Below are 17,033 nucleotides of genomic sequence, written 5' to 3' on the forward strand. Positions count from 1 at the left end.
AAAGTTTAATAACGCAATCAATACTCAAATTATGAAAACAATTACAAACAAATTAAAAGTCGCTTTAGTAGCCATTGGTTTCCTAGCCGTTGGTACTATTAGTGCGCAAACTACAACTGGAGACATAGGTAGACAAGCGGCTGGAACACTAGGGAGCTCAACTGGATATGTAAAAGTTATTGATAATAAAGGTACTGTTAAGTACTTACAATCAACTAATGGTATTACACAATTTACTGATACTGCTCCTAATGGAGGCGTAGTTACTACATGGCAATTAGGAGGTACATTAAATACAGCAACTACAATTACTACTAATGGTCAAAGCTTCACTATTGATGGAAATACCTTCACTTTAGTAGGTACAGATGAAGTAGATGCTGCTACTGTTGCTGCTGTTGATCAAGTTGCTGCTACTGCATATAACGGAGATGGTTTTACAGTATTAGTTAAAGATGAAACTGATGGAACTGTAAGAAAAATATTAGCTGCTGATCTATTACAAGTACAAGGTATTCATGCAACAGCTACTGTGGATGCTACAGACCAAACTGCTAACTCTAAAACAATTACTGTTACTGGTGTTACAGCTACAACATCATTTTACAAAGTTTCTGTATATAGAAATGGAGCTAAATTAGTTGCTGGTACTGACTACACATTTGGTGCAGATAGTGTTACTGTAGCTGGTGGTACTAATTTTAACATGTATGATGGTGATCAGATAGAAATAAACTATATCAGATAATAAAGCTTGTTTTTTAGTGTCAAAAAATATTAAACATATAAAAACATATATACTAACTTTTGCATTGGTACTACTTACTTTTAGTGCCAATGCTCAAGAAGTTAGGGTTATTGATAATAAAGGAACTATACAAACAGTTAACAACAATACTGTAACCACCTCTACAACTGCACCTACACTTCCAGTTGAAAACGATGTTTGGTTTGATACTACCAACAATCAAATAAAAATATATGATACTGTAGATGGTTGGAAATTAATCACCTCTACATTGGCTACTCAAAACATCTATACTGCTGATGGAACCTTAACAAGTAACCGTATACTAAACGGTAACACAAATAACTTAGTTTTTAATAACATTAACTACTTACAGTTGCTTAGTACTTTAGGTACACAAATAAGTTCTACTGGTGGTACAATGCAAATATCTTCTGGAACTTCTTCTCAAATTTCAGCAGGTACAACAATGCAACTTTCTGCTCCTAATAATATTATGTTACAAAGCCCTACTGAGTTTAACAATACATTATTAGATATTAATGACTCTGCTGGAACTTCTGGTCAAATACTAACCTCTACTGGTACAGGTGTAGAATGGGCTAATAACCAACAAAATACTGTAACAAAAACTTCAAACTCTTCAACTAGCACACCTGCTACATTTTCTTTTCCTGTAGGCTATACTCCTATAGAAAATGATTTTTTTATTTATGAATTAACTTCAGGTGAGCATAGTACGATATATATATATAATGATGGAGCCTGGGAACAAATAGCCCCTACTAAAGCTTCAAGAATATTCTATCCTCCATCAATTGCAATAGATGCTAGTACAACTGGTTCGGGTAGAACCATTAACTTATATACACAATACACAGCTCAATTTAATAGCCCTGCGATTGGTAGCACTAGTGCTCCAGCTACAATACCTACTTATAATGCTGATGAATTATACTACTACGTTACCGATTATGACACGTCTATCTTAACTATTAATAGTATAGATGATAACGGGTTAATGACTTATAGCGTGGACAATGTTCCTACAAATGACAACACAATTATCAATGTTGTTTTTGTAGTTAAATAACCTTAAAGAGGCCGATATGTTAAAAAATAAGTTCTTACTGTTTTTCTTCCTTCTAGGAATGTTTACCAATATATCTGCACAAAATATTAATGATTTTAGAAGTATTAATTCAGGAAACTGGACAACAGCTACAAACTGGGAGCGATTTGATGGTACCAACTGGGTAACCGCTACTTATTACCCTGGGAATGGCCCTACAAACGACATTAATATAATTAATGGTAACACTATCACTATTAATTCACCTATTTCTATCTCTGTAAACTCGATAACTATTGGAGATAATGATGACACCAATATTGAAATTTTAGAGGTAAATTCAAATGCTACCATTTTTACCAATACTTTTTTAATCAAACTAGATGGGCTCTTAAAATGGATTAGCTTTGTTACGTTAACCTTATCTAATGATAATACTGAACTAATTGTTGAAAACACACTACCTGACGATCCTTCTTTGGGTTCAACACATGGTATTTATATAAATCCTCCTCCTTGTAGTAAAAATCAAACATTGGAAATAGGTACTGCTAGAAAAAACATTTATGCTACTTGTAACGGTGGTGGTGGTAGCAGTGTAGAATCTTTTAATGAAGTTAATAATTCTGGAGGTAACCAATCATTAACCGTAACAATAGTGCCTAGTGTTACAGAGTTATGCTCTGGAGAAACTATTTCATTTACAGCTTACCCTTCTGGTACTGCTTATAATTCAGGAAATACTACTACTTATAATTGGGCTTCTACGCCTACAACAGGAAATATCACTAATACAAACTCTGATACAACATCTGCATCTCCTACAACAGATGGCAGTATAACTTATCAAATAAATATTACACACTCTGGTTATAATGCTTCAAACTCAGTTACAATAACCGTTAATAACTGTAATCAGCCGTCTGGTAAAATCATTACTAATCGCCGTATAACCTATAGAGTAAACAAATGATGTTCTATAGAAAACACATATTGTTATTATTTTTTATAAGTTGTATTACTCTTACTACAGCACAAAATGCCTTTTATAATTCAGGAAATGTGCAATTACATGATGATGCTCAAGTAGGTTTTCATACTAACGTTATTAATGATGGTACATTAGATAACTATACAGGATTTGCTGGCTTTTATGCTGAGAATGAAACTAGAATTATTTCCGGAACTAATAGAATTACTTTTTTTAATGTAGAAATTGATGCTCTACAAAACTTAGAGTTACTCAACTCTCTAGGAATACGAAATCAATTGAGCTTTATTAATGGGCAAGTAATTACACCTAAAAATAGCCTTAATATTTCATTAGATTTTGTTGATTATGATTTCTACGCAGGTGAAGATAATCAGCGACATGTAAACGGATATATATCTTTAAAACAAGGAAACAAAAATACTTCCAATTTTACCTTTCCTGTAGGAGATGGGGTAATGTTACGTCCAATGAGCTTACCTCATACTGATAAATATTACTTCTTTAAAGGAGCGTATTTTTACGAAGATCCTAATTTCCCTACTAACTTTACTGCTAATTTTTTAACAGACCAAAAACAAGCTGTAATTGAAAATATTAGCAATATCGAATTCTGGGATTTGGACGGAAAAAACGAAACCCAAATCACTTTAACATGGAATAGTCGTAGTGATATTGCTTCTTTAGCTAATCAAGTTTCTCAATTAATTGTAGTAGGTTGGAGTAAAAATGAAAACCAATGGGTAAATTTAGATGTATTAAGAGTTACTGGAGACTTGTCTGAAGGAACAATTACATCTGCTGCATTTGTTCCTGACAATTATGAAGTAATTACTATTGGCTCATTATTAGATGATGAAATTAAAACCAACAATAACAATATCTTAATCTCTCCAAATGGAGATAATCTTAACGATTTCTTGGTTTTTGATGAAGTGGATGAATATGCTCACAATAAGCTAGTCATTTATAACCGTTGGGGTAATATTGTATATCAAACTGAAGACTATAGAAATAATTGGGACGGTACCTCTAATGGTAGATCGACTATTAATAGAGAAGACAAGCTTCCAGCAGCAACTTATTTTTACTATTTAGAACTAGGTGACGAACCAAATGCTTATCAAAAACTTAAAAAAGGCTGGGTTTATATTAACCGATAATTATTTTACTAGCTCTTTTTTTGGTGTCGTAGGGTTATATCCAAAATCTGCATCTGGCAACTCTATTCCTAATTGATTTATAATAAAACCTATACTAGCAAAATGATGTATTGCATGACTGTGTGCTTGTATCAAAGCGCTACCTAAAGTATAATTTGCCGTTACTTTCCCTGCTCCTAAATCATCTGTAACAGAAATAATTATATCAAAATCTTCTGCCTCTAAGCAGTATAATTGCTCAATAACCTCTTTAAAATATGCAATTCCATGTGCTGTTTTTTGTTCTGCTAGCTGATTGCGTTCTCTATCAGAAAAATCAACACATTTTTTATTTAATCCATTAAAAATACAAGCAAAAACATCTAGAATGTGTCTCATGTTAGCACCTATACTTGAATAATAAGGTGGAATTGATGTATCGCTGTATTGTTCATCACTAATCGCTTCTAATAGTTTAATTCCCCTTTGTAAGTTTTTATCAATAGCTGCTATCATTCGTAAGTATAAGTTTTCTAGTAAGTCGTATAAATATAGAACTTTTTACGGGGAGAAATAAATTATTTTTTCAATTCAAAATAAGACACTATATATCAACAACATAAAGCAAAACATCACTTTATATTACCATTTTAAAAAAGCATTAAAATATTTTTTGGCACGTTCTTTGAAAATTACACAACAACTGCGGAAGCCGAAAAGCATATAGAGTAAGCATAACCCTAAAATTAGCAATTATGAGAACAGGGATACTATTATTATTAGCAATGATGTCATTAACAACTGTAAATGCCGACAACATTGAAAAATCAACTAGCAAAATTGGGGTTACAAATCGTTATAATGATGCTGTTACCTTTGTAGAAAGAGGAATCCAATTTCATGTATTTTTAAACGGAGATTTCGATTTCAATACCCACTACGATAGATATTCTGACTACGGTGTACGTATAAAACGTGATAGAAGAGGCCGTGTTAGAAGTGTAGGAAACGTGTACATAAACTACGATGCCAGAGGAAATGTAAAAAGAATTGGTAGTGTATTTATGAGGTATAAGTTTGGAAATTTATTTAAAGTGGGGAACTTACACATTCAATATGATAGATGGGGTAATCCAAGATTTAGAGGATTTGTAAAACCAGGACACAGCCATCACCATGATGATGATCATTATTACTACGATGATGATGGGTTTGATGTAAATATCGATATAAACATTGGAGATATTTTTGATTATGATGACGTTTATTTTTACAGAAAAGACTTTGGAAGAAACTACCGTCAATATAGAGAAGACAATAACTTTTACTATTACAGAGCACTACCAAATGCAAAAATAGGAAAGCATAGTAAAGTTATAAAAAGACGTAAACATAAGGCTTACAAAAATAAAAAGTATAAAAACAAATACAGAAAAGGAAAGCCTGAGCAAAAAGGTAAATCAAGAAGAAACCATGATTAAACAAAAATCCCTCATCAAAATTGATGAGGGATTTTTTTATTTTATAAACTAATAAACTTATTTAGCTACATTAACTGCTCTTGTTTCTCTAATTACAGTAACCTTAACCTGTCCCGGATAAGTCATATCATTCTGAATTTTTTGAGAAATATTAAATGATAATTCAGCAGCTTTAGTATCGTTTACTTTAGCACTTTCTACCATTACTCTTAATTCACGTCCAGCTTGAATAGCATAAGCCTTTTGTACACCATTAAACCCAAAAGCAATATCTTCTAAATCTTTTAAACGTTGAATATAAGAATCTAATACTTGACGACGTGCACCAGGTCTTGCTCCTGAAATTGCATCACATACTTGTACTATAGGAGCTATTAAACTCTTCATTTCAATTTCATCATGGTGAGCACCAATTGCATTACACACATCTGGTTTCTCTCCATATTTTTCAGCCCATTGCATTCCTAATAATGCGTGTGGTAATTCGCTTTCTGTTTCAGGCACTTTACCTATATCATGTAATAAACCTGCACGCTTAGCTGCTTTGGCATTTAATCCCATTTCAGCAGCCATAATACCACAAAGGTTTGCTACTTCACGTGAGTGTTGTAATAAGTTTTGACCATAAGAAGAACGATACTTCATACGTCCAACTGTTTTAATCAATTCAGGATGTAAACCGTGAATTCCTAAATCAATAACAGTACGTTTACCTACTTCAATAATTTCCTGAGTGATTTGCTTTTCGGTTTTCTTTACAATCTCTTCAATTCTTGCTGGGTGAATTCTTCCGTCTGTAACTAATTTATGCATTGATAAACGAGCAATTTCACGACGAACTGGATCAAAACACGATAAGATAATTGCTTCAGGCGTATCATCTACAATAATCTCAACTCCTGTCGCTGATTCTAAAGCACGAATATTTCGTCCTTCTCTACCAATAATTCTACCTTTAACATCATCCGACTCTAAATTAAATACAGAAACACAGTTTTCTACAGCTTGCTCTACTCCTACTCTCTGAATAGTGTTTAAAACTACCTTACGAGCTTCTTGTTGAGCTGTCATTTTAGCCTCTTCAATAGTGTCTTGGATGAAAGACATAGCATCAGATTTTGCTTCGTCTTTTAATGATGCAACCAATTCTGTCTTGGCTTCATCTGCAGATAGTCCTGAAATCTGCTCAAGCATATCTACATGACGCTTGTGCATTTTTTCTAATTCTGACTCTTTCTTTTCTAAGAATTCTAATTTATAATCAAAATCAGCTTCTTTCTTTTCTAACTGTTTATTAAGTTTTTTGGTTTTATCTAACTCTGATGAAACTTGGCTTTCTTTATCTCTTATTCTTTTTTCTACATCAGAAACTTTCTTTTCTCTTGATAGGATTACTTTTTCATGCTCAGATTTAAGCTCTATAAACTTTTCTTTAGCTTGTAAAATCTTATCTTTTTTTATTGCTTCGGCTTCTACTTTAGCTTCTTTTAATATGCTATTAGCCTCCTTTTTTGTTTCTTGTATTAATTTATTTGCATTAGATTTTTCTAACATTTTAGCAATAAAAAAACCTACTGCTACACCTATAATTCCTGCTAAAACAGGAAATAATATTCCCTCCATAATTTTGATTTGATTGTATAAAAAAAGCCTACATTAATAGGGTTTTAAAAAACTCCAAAATAACAAGTTTAGGATTAACTGATTGATCAAGGATCCGAGGTAAAATCGGCTTGCTTTACTAACCACGACTCATCCTTTATAATTGAATAACGTTGAGTTTAACAAACAATGTACTAATGTAGGCAGTATATTAAATATATATATTTTAAAGAACGTTTTATAAATGATCTTCTAGCAAGTTAGTCAATTCATTTATCTTTTGCAATACTTCGGCTTTTTCTTTAGTATTTTTTAACGATACTATTTCTGCTTTTGATGCAAACTGTAAAGCACTCATTGCTAAAACATCTTGCTTATCTGCTACCGCATAACTTTGTTCAAACTTGGCAATTAATTCATTAATACTTTTCGCTGCCTTACGTAACCCTTCCTCTTCATCGGTACTATTTACACTCAATGGATACGTCCTACCAGCAATTACCACATTAACTTTTATTTTTGCCATGTAAAGAACTTTATATTATGTGTTCAAAAGAGTAATACATTTATCAATCTCTCGAACTAAAGCATTTATTTTGAGTTTTGTTTCTCTTGTATTTTCGTTACTGCCCTCAATAGTTTTCGCAACCTTCAGCAAATTAAACTGTTTCTGCTGTTCTTCTAATTGCTTCTCTTTTTCTTGTAATAAAACTTGTAACTCCGCGTTATTTTGAAGTAAAACTTTATTTTCTTCTTTCAAAAACTCATAGTTCGAAAGTAAGTTCTTCAACCTATCTTCCAGTAAATGAATTGCTTTTAAAGGGTTACTCATTTATTTTAGAGAATAAAACTATATTCACAAAGTTATTAATATAACTTATAATTAGCAACTCTTTTAGTGTTTTTTACCAAAACACTGATTCTGAACCCTTAAGGTTTTTGTCAGATTTTTACTAGTTTTGCTTTAAAACTATTGCATTTTGAAATTTTATTTTTCTCTTATTTTATTAGTCTTTTTTATTAGTGGGAATGCTCAAAATAAGTATCCACGAAATTATTTTTCAAATCCTTTAAAAATTCCCGTAGTACTATCTGGTACTTTTGGAGAGCTACGAAGTAATCATTTTCACTCAGGAATAGATATTAAAACCCAAGGAAAAGAAGGTATTCCTATTTATGCACCGGCAGATGGTTATGTTTCTCGCATAAAAGTGCAGCAATATGGTTTTGGAAAAGCTTTGTATATAACACATCCTAATGGTTATACTACCGTATATGCTCATTTAAAACGATTTGAGCCAAGTATTCAACGATATGTAAAAAACATCCAGTATAAAAAAGAAAAATATAGTACCGGAAACCTTTTCCTTAAATCAGATAAATTTCCTGTAAAAAAAGGACAACTTATTGGTTATACTGGTGACACAGGTAGTTCTGGAGGTCCACACTTACATTATGAAATTAGAAATACACAAACAGAAAATATTATAAACCCAATGCATTTTGGCTTAACAGCTAAGGATAATAAAACTCCTACTGTTCAAAAGCTAATGGCATATCCACTAAGTGACGATGCCAGAATTAATAATTCTGCTTTAGAATCTGTTATTTCTTTCAAAAACAACGGTAATGGCAATTATGTTGCCGAAAAAATTACAGCTAGTGGTACTATTGGTTTTGGTATTAGTGTATTTGACCGATTAAATGGTGCATTGAATAAAAATGGAATTTATAGCTTAGAAATGAAAGTAAATGGTCAACGAGTATATTATCATGATGTTGAAACCTTTTCTTTTGCTGAAAGCAAATATATTAATCTATTAATCGATTATAAACACTATAAAAAGTATAGAAACAGAGTACAAAGAACACATAAAGTAAAGGCAAACAGACTTAGCTTTTATGAAGATTTGGTCAATAATGGAAAGATTCATATCGAAGACGGAGCTAATTACAATATTGAAATTATAGCCAAAGATTTCAAACACAACACCTCTAAAGTAAGAATACCAGTTAGTGGAACTGCTAGTAATTTAGTATATAAGCAAAAAGACACCACAAACTATAAAATTATAGCAACTGAATTTAATAAGTTCCACCAAAAAAATGTAACAATTGCTTTTCCTAAAAACACCTTTTATGAAGATTGTTTTATCGATTTTAAGGTTGAAAATGGTACTGCTAAGATTCATGATCCTACAATTCCTTTAGATAAACGTTATACACTAACTTTTGAGACTTCTTTTTTAACAGAAGACCAAAAACAACATGTATATATTGCTAATATTACAAATCCTAGATATCCAAGATATACATCTACAAGAAAAAAAATAGACAAAGTGTATACCACTACTAAGCTTTTAGGAAGTTATGCTTTACGCTTTGATACTGAAAAACCAACAATTCAATTATATAACTTTAACAATAATCAATGGATTTCTAAAAACAAAACACTTAAAGTTAAAATTAGTGATAAAGAAACCGGTATTAAAAATTACCGTGCTACCATTGATGGTGAATGGGTTTTAATGGAATACAATCATAAAAAAGGAATTCTTACTTACGATTTTAATGATAAAAAGTTGGTAGGTAGCAAACATATTTTTAAACTTGTAGTCTCTGATAATGTGGGTAATACTGAAACAGTTTCAGCAACATTTTTCAGAAAAGTAAACTAGACAAGCTTGAAAAAATTTATTCTTTTATTACTGTTCCCTTCACTTGTTTTTGCACAAAAAACAGCTACAGTAAAAGGAATCATCACCAATAAATTCAATACACCTATTGAAGGAGTTGCGATTTCCTATTTATCTAAAGGAACTACTACTGATGCCAACGGAATGTATCAATTTACAATTCCTATTCGTAAAACTGTTACTGTCACATTTACACATGTTTCTTATAAAACTTTGGTAAAAAAATTCACTTCTAGAGGAAAAAAAAGCTTTAACTTCTCCCCTACTTTACAAATTAAGAGTGAAGAGCTGGAAGAAGTTATCGTTAAAAACCAACAAAAAGAAGCACAAGGTATTACCAAAATAAAAACTAAAAAGGTAAAAAACATACTTGGTGCTAATGCTGGTGTTGAAAATATATTAATGACATTACCTGGGGTTAGTAACAATAACGAATTAAGTACTCAATACAATGTTCGCGGAGGTAATTTTGATGAAAACCTAGTATACGTAAATGGAATAGAAGTATATCGTCCATTTTTAATCCGTTCTGGTCAACAAGAAGGATTAAGTTTTACCAATCCGCATATGATTCAGAATATCAATTTTTCTGCAGGTGGATTTCAAGCAAAATACGGTGATAAACTATCTTCTGTTTTGGATATTACCTATCGAAAACCAACCAATTTTGGTATACAATTGGATTTGAGTCTATTAGGAGGAAGTTTTACTATTGAAGATACTTTTGTCAATAATAAACTAAGTGCTATTGTTGGTGTTCGTTATCGTGATAATAGCTTATTTGTAAATAATAAGCAGACTGAAGTTAACTTTAGACCCCAATTTACAGATGTTCAATCATTTTTAAGCTATCAAGTTACTAATAAACTAACATTAAACTTCTTAGGGAACTTCTCTCTCAACAATTACAATTATAAACCATTAACTCGTAAAACTCGATTTGGAACCTTAACAAATCCATTGGAGTTGATTGTTTTTTATCAAGGACAAGAAAAAGATCGTTTTCAAACCTTATTTGGAGCATTATCTGCTGATTATCAAGTTAACGACAACCTAAAACTTACTGGTACAATTTCATCTTTTAACACTCAAGAAGAAGAATACTTTGATATCGCTGCCGCTTACGCTATAGGAGAAGTAAATAGTAATATTGGTTCTGAAAATTTTGGTGAAGTTGAATTTTCTCAAGGAATAGGTTCGCAAATTAATCATGCACGTAACGATTTAGATGCTTTAATTAGTAACATTCAACTAAAAGCTACTTTAAAAGACGGTAATAATGAATGGAAAGCTGGTATTAAATACCAAAAAGAAAATATTAAGGATCGTATTCGTGAATGGGAAGTGATAGATTCATTAGGTTTTTCTGTTCGCCCACCGCACCATATTACTAATAATCAACCATACGAACCTTTTACAGGCCCTATTGAACCTTACAGAAATGTAAGAGCAGAAAATGAAACAGATATTAATCGTATTACTAGCTTTTTACAATTTAGTAGAAAAACTACTTGGAACGAGCACCAAGTTTGGATGAATATTGGAGTTCGTTCTCATTATTGGTCCATAAAAACAGCTTCTACTAATAACTATTCTCAAACAATCTTTAGTCCTAGAGCACAATTTGCTATAAAACCTGATTGGGATAGCGATATGCTATTTAGAATATCTGGTGGATGGTATTCACAACCTCCTTTTTATAAAGAATTACGTGACTATGACGGACAAGTACACCCTGAAGTAAAAGCTCAAAAATCAATTCACCTAGTTGCTGGTAATGAATATAGTTTCAACTTATGGGAACGCCCTTTTAAATTAGTTACTGAACTTTATTACAAAGATTTATCAGATGTAAATGCTTATTCGGTAGACAATGTCCGTATTCGCTATCGCGCTGATAATAGTACCAAAGCCTATGCTTATGGTTTAGATGTTCGTTTGAATGGTGAATTTGTTCCTGGCAACGATAGTTGGGTAAGCTTTGGTTATTTAAAAACGGAAGAAAATATCAATAACAGAGGTTATATTGCTCGACCAACCGATCAACGGTTAAAGTTTGGAGTGTTATTTCAAGACTATGTACCTAACTTACCTGACTTAAAAGCTTATCTAAACCTTGTTTATAACACAGGGTTACCTGGCGGAGCTCCTGCTTATGCTGATGTATATCAATTTCAAAATCGTTTGAACGATTATAAACGTGCCGATGTTGGAATTTCTTATGTTTTTGCTGATGCCAATAAACAACATAAAACTGGCTTTTTACGAAGCTTTAAAGAACTAACCGCTGGTTTAGAACTCTTTAATATTTTTGATATTCGCAATTCCAATACCAATACATGGGTGCGTGATGCATACAGTAAAAATCAATACGGTATTCCTAACTATATGACAGGAAGAGTACTAAACTTTAAATTAGGAATGCAATTTTAGTTTTTCAACGCTCTATTTTACGACCTTTTTACTTCTTTCATTTTATCGTTGTAATACTTCCTACCATTCATACTGCCATCTTTGGCATATAAGAATTTCATTGCTGCAAATTTTGCTTGAGGATGCATCAATAGATTTCCATCAGAGTTGTAAAAACGTAACCATTCAATTCGTTTCCCATCTTTACTATATTCTCTTTTTACATGTTGAAGAAGTTTATTATTAATATCTAAAATTTTAACTTCAATTTGATTATTATACTCGTCATATGTATTGAGTACTCTAGCTACACCAGAAGGCATCGCTTTCATACGTCCAATCACATCAAAGCCCCTTAGTTCTACCTTGTTACCACGCGTATCGTACAAATGTTCTCCTATTGCAAACTCTGGTGCATTTCCTTCAACGGGTTGTAGGTTTTTATCAAAAACCATCCACCTAGAAAAATTTCCTTCTTGGTCGTATACTATCCTATCCATAGCCGCCTTCATACTATTGTTTACAATAGCTCCGTTTTCTTCTAAATGGTATACAAAATCTAAAAGGCTATCTTTTCCGAACTCCATTCTTACCGTATAAAAGGTAAAATCAGGACGTATGGTTTTGGGCTCTCCTTTCAAATTAAAACGTTTTTCTATTACTTTTCCTTCTCCCAAAATAGTCCATTCGTATTGGTGTATTCCCCAAGCATTTTCAGAAGCCCTATTTTCTTTATCAAAAAATTTCACTGAAGTTCTATTGCCTTGATCGTCTAACTGAAAAACAGCTTTGTACATGTTACCATGTGCTTCAACTCTTTTGTTTAATCTATTATAGTAATATCTTATTTCTTGATTCTTGGAGTATTTGATAGTCATTTTTGGAGAAAACCATATAAAGCTGTCCCAGTTATTATTATCATTGATAATATAATCTCCTAGCCTATGTGACACTTCAATTAACCGATTTTGCTCATCGTAAACAAATCGATAATGTGTTTCTTTTTGAGCCGTAGCTTTATCTATTTGATGTATTCCTTTCGTATCTGAGAAGGGAGTTTCTCTAAAGACTAAATGACGGTAATATGCTATTTTTTGAGCCAAAACAGCATTACTTAAAAGCATTGTAAAAACAAGTACTCTTATTTTTTTTATAGTGAAAAAAGTGCTTTTTACTTTCATCTGTATTTATATTGTTTGTTGAACTTTTAATTGTTGTTATTGACTATTTGCTTGAAGTAATCTGTAGAAGCAGGTTCAAAAATCATTTTATTTTCCTTGTTGTTAAAATATCCCATAGATACCAATCCTACCAGCTTTCCTTCTTCATCGAATACTGGACCACCACTGCAACCATTGTATATTCCTTTTGGCACATTTAACTTTAAATTTTTATCTTTGGTAAAGCCTATAAAAGATCCTTTTACTTTTATGGGTTTTGAACTTTTGTATGGGTATCCCATAAAGTATAATTGTTCTCCTCCTCTTAAAGGAGCTTTCCTTAATTTGTGTACAACTATATTTTTTGAGGGTTTGCTTTTAATTTCAAAAACCAGCCAATCTCCTTTTGGTGGCATTGTCAAAATTTCGTTGGTATTTTCATTCAGGAGCTTCCCAGCTATTACCTTGTTTTCAGGATTTACTTTAGAGGTAAAACTCCATGACTTTAAGCTGTTATTAAAACTAATCGTTTTCATACTATCTGTTTTAGCAAAAAACAACACATGTTTAGCCGTACAGGCAAAAGTTTTGCCTTTATAATTGAGTAAAAAAGCACTTCCTGCATGTTTATTATTAAATTTTGGGTTTTTAAATTTTACATCACATACCAAAACAGTATCTTTTTGTGCATGCACATTAAAAAATACTAGAGACAGGTAAATTATTAGTGTACATCGTTTGCTATTTTTCATAATTTATTGAATATTTAAATTCACTTGTTTCCATTGTAAAACCGTTGGTTGTATTTTGCCTGATTTTTTTTCGTACTTCACAAATACGTCTTCTATATCAGTAGAAAGTATTCCCTCAGAATGAAAATATAATTCTGTATTAATTTCAAAAAAACTTCTCATTCTTCCACTCATTTTAAAAAATAATCGGTCTTTATTTCTTTCAATAGTTACCCTTCTTCCTGCTATTCTATAACTCCCTATTATTTCCTCTTGTACTTCTTTAGGTATTTTCTCTTTCAGTTCTTCACTCTTGTATTCTTGTATTTTAGTAAGCCATGGGTCTGTGGTATTAACCTTATCTTGGTAGTTATAGATAACACTTAAGGAGGGTATTAAAAAAGTAGTGGTGTCAGATTTCCAACTGGTTGGCCATAGTGTATGGGTAAGAGATACTTTGACACCTGAGTTGGGCAAGATAATGTACTTGATATCACCAACAGTATTGGGTCCTTCTGCTGTGGGTTCGCCAACAAGAATAGCTTTCGTATTTATGCTTAATATTGATGCTAACTCTACTAAACTCCCCCTAGTAGCTTTGCTTGTTAGTACAAACAAATTTCCTTTTCTATTCATTTTTTTTGAGTCTTTTAACAGGTCGGTAAACTTTTTTAACTTAAACCCATTCCCACCACCTCCATAGCGAAGGTCAATAATTAGCTTATTCACTTCTCCTTTCTTTAAGTGCTCTTCAACTTTGTCTATGAAATTAGAGAATGAATCTCCCTTATCGTTGTTTATAATTTTTTGTAATTGCATAAAAAGTGTTTTGGTGTTTGGGATGAATTCAAACCAGTAATTTTCTTCTGAATGATTTTTGTTTGTGTGACTGAAAAAACCATCATTCGGTAATTTTCTATCAAGTTCTGCATAATTTTCGATAGGTGCTGCTTTGACAACAACAGATATTCCCGAAGCTAGTTGCAACACTATTTCATTCTCACTTGCCCCCAACCCAAGATGTTTTAATAATAATGGTGCAAATCCGTATAACTGAAAAAGGTGTTTTTGATAATAGTTGTTATCTGCATTCAAAAAAGACAAAACCTTTTTAAATGTTTCCTTTGGTGTGGTAGTATTTATTTTTACAATCTCTTCCCCCACTATTTCTTTATAGGCGGGAGCCGCATCTAATACATAAAGACCATCGTTAAACCAATATGTTTTTATTGGTAGTACTTCTAATGCCAGCCCTTTTTGAAATAATGGAATCGTACACCCTTCATCTCCGAGTGTATTTAGTATTTTTTGTAGTTCAAAAACGTTACCTATCCCTGAAGTCTTCTTCGTACGATTTAAAAAATTGTTGTATTGTTTTTCAAAAGCTACCTTGTTTTTTGAAGTTTTAAATTGAGGTACTATTTCCTCTACTTTTTTCTTTAGGTAGGTAACATCTTCATTCCATAGTGCATACTCTATAGATAGGTTTACTTTTTGTGAAATTCCACTACAGGAGATGACAAGCAAACTCCATACGATCAAAAAATTAGATTTCATCTATTAGGTTTTTAATATGTAACCGTTTAATAACAAACATGTATTAAAACGTACGCAAACCTATGTTTTAAAAGATCGTAAGTCGTCCTAAAATGTGTAAAAACAGAAATCAGAACCTCATTTTAAGAGGTATTTAACAACTTGAAAAGGAAATTATTTTTTAAAAAAGAAAAGGGTAAGCACAATCATTAACTATACATAGAGGTAAGGTATTTTTTTCTATAAGAAGAAGGTGTCTCCCCTTCCATTTTTTTAAAAACAGTATTAAAAACAGATTTACTGTTGAATCCAGCTTCATACAAAATTGTCAAAATAGTTATCTCTTCATCTTCATTTCTCAATAATTTCTTTGCTTCTTCTATACGATATGAATTGATAAAATCATTAAAATTTCCACCATAGTGAGAATTAATTACTTTAGAAACTGCACGAGATGACTCTTGTATAGCCTCCGATAAGTCTCCAATTTTTAAGTCCGCCTTTTTATACAGCTGCTGCTCAACTATTAATTGACATAACTTTTCGTAAACCGCTCTGGTAGCTTTTTTATCATCGGGTAACTTTTGAAGCTTAACTGACAAGTGATTGTAAAAAAACTCGGGATTATTTAGAAGAAATACGATTACAATGTTTGACAGTAGCAAGAGTAAAAGAACTCCTAAAAAGGTAAATCCTTCAGACAAATTGACATTTGTTTCTGTTACTGAACTTGCTAAAAAAAGCATCCAAACCGTAAAAAAAGCAATTAAAACTCCCTTTAACCATCTCGACATTTTTTGAAATCTTACACTCTCGCTTTTATATGAATGTAAAATCCAAATCGAAGCTATGGTATAACCAACAACCTGTACATAATAGAGTTTGGTAAAAGTACTTCTAATATCAAGTATCTTCACAAAAACACTTTCTTCTACTTTTGTAAGTCTTGCAAAAACAACAATTGTATTTAACAACAAAAACAACACAAACGGAATAAAGTGAATCCAATATTTTTTTAAAGAAACTGCTCCGTAAACTACACTTAATGCGAAAAAACATAAAAAAGGTGCATAAAAAAATAAAAAAGAATTTAATACAATTCCTGTATTTAGAATAGTCTCATTACTTGGGAAAATAGCCTTTGTTAATATTAAATTACTAAATAATGTAAGCCCTTTTCCTAATAAAAAGAAAGAAAAAATATAGATTGCATAGTCTATTTTATCTTTGTGTAACCAAATAAGTATCGAAAAAAATATAAAGTTAAAAAAAGCGATTCCTTGAAATATATCTATCATTTTAATTCTTTTACCAAGATTGTAAATATCGTATTATTAAATGATACATACCTACTACAAAAAAGTTCTCCATTTAAAAATTAAGCGTAACGCTTTAGCCCTCTCTACTCTTTTTTAACGAAAAATTAGCGAAAAAACTTCCTTACTCATTTTACACACATAGT

15 protein-coding genes and 1 other RNA gene are annotated in these 17,033 nt (G+C 31.7%); 7 read left to right on the top strand and 9 right to left on the bottom strand.

The annotated features are described in order from the left end of the window. The first annotated feature begins 31 nt into the window (after positions 1-31). Genes ACKTTR_RS10670 through ACKTTR_RS10685 form a run of 4 tightly spaced genes read left to right on the top strand, consistent with a single transcriptional unit; the run spans position 32 to position 3,974 of the window. Entirely contained in the window at positions 32-748 is a 717-nt protein-coding gene (locus ACKTTR_RS10670; RefSeq protein WP_408027826.1) for a hypothetical protein, read from the top strand. A gap of 16 nt (positions 749-764) precedes the next feature. Beyond that, a complete protein-coding gene (locus ACKTTR_RS10675; RefSeq protein WP_408027827.1) occupies positions 765-1,841 on the top strand; it encodes a hypothetical protein in 1,077 nt (358 codons plus the stop codon). A 16-nt stretch (positions 1,842-1,857) separates the two neighbouring features. After that, the gene (locus ACKTTR_RS10680; protein WP_408027828.1) at positions 1,858-2,793 is read left to right on the top strand and encodes a hypothetical protein; all 936 of its coding nucleotides are present in this window, start codon (positions 1,858-1,860) and stop codon (positions 2,791-2,793) included. After that, a complete protein-coding gene (locus tag ACKTTR_RS10685) occupies positions 2,790-3,974 on the top strand; it encodes a gliding motility-associated C-terminal domain-containing protein (RefSeq protein ID WP_408027829.1) in 1,185 nt (394 codons plus the stop codon). The genes ACKTTR_RS10680 and ACKTTR_RS10685 overlap by 4 nt, the downstream gene beginning before the upstream one ends. On the opposite strand, the gene ACKTTR_RS10690 is transcribed toward ACKTTR_RS10685, so the two are convergent. Further along, positions 3,975-4,469, bottom strand: coding sequence for a DinB family protein (locus ACKTTR_RS10690; protein ID WP_408027830.1), 495 nt, complete (start codon positions 4,467-4,469; stop codon positions 3,975-3,977). 239 nt (positions 4,470-4,708) lie between these two features. Between ACKTTR_RS10690 and ACKTTR_RS10695 the strand changes: the two genes are divergently transcribed. After that, the gene (locus ACKTTR_RS10695) at positions 4,709-5,434 is read left to right on the top strand and encodes a hypothetical protein (RefSeq protein ID WP_408027831.1); all 726 of its coding nucleotides are present in this window, start codon (positions 4,709-4,711) and stop codon (positions 5,432-5,434) included. Between the two features lie 57 nt (positions 5,435-5,491). On the opposite strand, the gene rny is transcribed toward ACKTTR_RS10695, so the two are convergent. From rny to ACKTTR_RS10715, 4 genes are all read right to left on the bottom strand, one after another. Further along, complete coding sequence (rny, locus tag ACKTTR_RS10700) at positions 5,492-7,057, bottom strand: ribonuclease Y (RefSeq protein WP_125067111.1); 1,566 nt, start codon at positions 7,055-7,057, stop codon at positions 5,492-5,494. A 49-nt stretch (positions 7,058-7,106) separates the two neighbouring features. Further along, positions 7,107-7,215: non-coding RNA, 6S RNA (gene ssrS / locus ACKTTR_RS10705), on the bottom strand. Positions 7,216-7,274: 59 nt separating this feature from the next. Continuing rightward, on the bottom strand, positions 7,275-7,562 hold the full coding sequence (locus ACKTTR_RS10710; RefSeq protein ID WP_099213796.1) for a cell division protein ZapA: 288 nt from the start codon (positions 7,560-7,562) through the stop codon (positions 7,275-7,277). Positions 7,563-7,577: 15 nt separating this feature from the next. Then, entirely contained in the window at positions 7,578-7,868 is a 291-nt protein-coding gene (locus tag ACKTTR_RS10715) for a hypothetical protein (protein ID WP_125067109.1), read from the bottom strand. Positions 7,869-8,016: 148 nt separating this feature from the next. Between ACKTTR_RS10715 and ACKTTR_RS10720 the strand changes: the two genes are divergently transcribed. Then, positions 8,017-9,714 (top strand): M23 family metallopeptidase, encoded by a 1,698-nt coding sequence (locus ACKTTR_RS10720; protein WP_408027832.1) that lies wholly within the window; start codon positions 8,017-8,019, stop codon positions 9,712-9,714. Positions 9,715-9,720: 6 nt separating this feature from the next. Continuing rightward, positions 9,721-12,165 carry a carboxypeptidase-like regulatory domain-containing protein gene (locus ACKTTR_RS10725; RefSeq protein ID WP_408027833.1) on the top strand — a complete coding sequence of 815 codons (2,445 nt, stop codon included), beginning with the start codon at positions 9,721-9,723 and terminating at the stop codon, positions 12,163-12,165. 17 nt (positions 12,166-12,182) lie between these two features. On the opposite strand, the gene ACKTTR_RS10730 is transcribed toward ACKTTR_RS10725, so the two are convergent. From ACKTTR_RS10730 to ACKTTR_RS10745, 4 genes are all read right to left on the bottom strand, one after another. Beyond that, entirely contained in the window at positions 12,183-13,325 is a 1,143-nt protein-coding gene (locus tag ACKTTR_RS10730; RefSeq protein ID WP_408027834.1) for a hypothetical protein, read from the bottom strand. Between the two features lie 26 nt (positions 13,326-13,351). Continuing rightward, positions 13,352-14,056: a S1 family peptidase gene (locus tag ACKTTR_RS10735; protein ID WP_408027835.1), complete on the bottom strand. Its 705-nt coding sequence runs from the start codon at positions 14,054-14,056 to the stop codon at positions 13,352-13,354. Positions 14,057-14,059: 3 nt separating this feature from the next. Further along, entirely contained in the window at positions 14,060-15,592 is a 1,533-nt protein-coding gene (locus ACKTTR_RS10740) for a S41 family peptidase (protein ID WP_408027836.1), read from the bottom strand. 188 nt (positions 15,593-15,780) lie between these two features. Beyond that, positions 15,781-16,869 carry a helix-turn-helix domain-containing protein gene (locus tag ACKTTR_RS10745; RefSeq protein WP_408027837.1) on the bottom strand — a complete coding sequence of 363 codons (1,089 nt, stop codon included), beginning with the start codon at positions 16,867-16,869 and terminating at the stop codon, positions 15,781-15,783. Positions 16,870-17,033: the final 164 nt, after the last annotated feature.

Origin of the sequence: Tenacibaculum litoreum, from assembly GCF_964513915.1 — a bacterium.
Taxonomy (GTDB): Bacteria; Bacteroidota; Bacteroidia; order Flavobacteriales; family Flavobacteriaceae; genus Polaribacter; species Polaribacter litoreum.

Coding starts and splice junctions, on each gene's coding strand:
- ACKTTR_RS10670 (WP_408027826.1), top strand. CDS start 32: ATGAAAACAATTACAAACAAATTAAAAGTCGCTTTAGTAGCCATTGGT.
- ACKTTR_RS10680 (WP_408027828.1), top strand. CDS start 1,858: ATGTTAAAAAATAAGTTCTTACTGTTTTTCTTCCTTCTAGGAATGTTT.
- ACKTTR_RS10685 (WP_408027829.1), top strand. CDS start 2,790: ATGATGTTCTATAGAAAACACATATTGTTATTATTTTTTATAAGTTGT.
- ACKTTR_RS10690 (WP_408027830.1), bottom strand. CDS start 4,469: ATGATAGCAGCTATTGATAAAAACTTACAAAGGGGAATTAAACTATTA.
- ACKTTR_RS10695 (WP_408027831.1), top strand. CDS start 4,709: ATGAGAACAGGGATACTATTATTATTAGCAATGATGTCATTAACAACT.
- rny (WP_125067111.1), bottom strand. CDS start 7,057: ATGGAGGGAATATTATTTCCTGTTTTAGCAGGAATTATAGGTGTAGCA.
- ACKTTR_RS10710 (WP_099213796.1), bottom strand. CDS start 7,562: ATGGCAAAAATAAAAGTTAATGTGGTAATTGCTGGTAGGACGTATCCA.
- ACKTTR_RS10715 (WP_125067109.1), bottom strand. CDS start 7,868: ATGAGTAACCCTTTAAAAGCAATTCATTTACTGGAAGATAGGTTGAAG.
- ACKTTR_RS10730 (WP_408027834.1), bottom strand. CDS start 13,325: ATGAAAGTAAAAAGCACTTTTTTCACTATAAAAAAAATAAGAGTACTT.
- ACKTTR_RS10735 (WP_408027835.1), bottom strand. CDS start 14,056: ATGAAAAATAGCAAACGATGTACACTAATAATTTACCTGTCTCTAGTA.
- ACKTTR_RS10740 (WP_408027836.1), bottom strand. CDS start 15,592: ATGAAATCTAATTTTTTGATCGTATGGAGTTTGCTTGTCATCTCCTGT.
- ACKTTR_RS10745 (WP_408027837.1), bottom strand. CDS start 16,869: ATGATAGATATATTTCAAGGAATCGCTTTTTTTAACTTTATATTTTTT.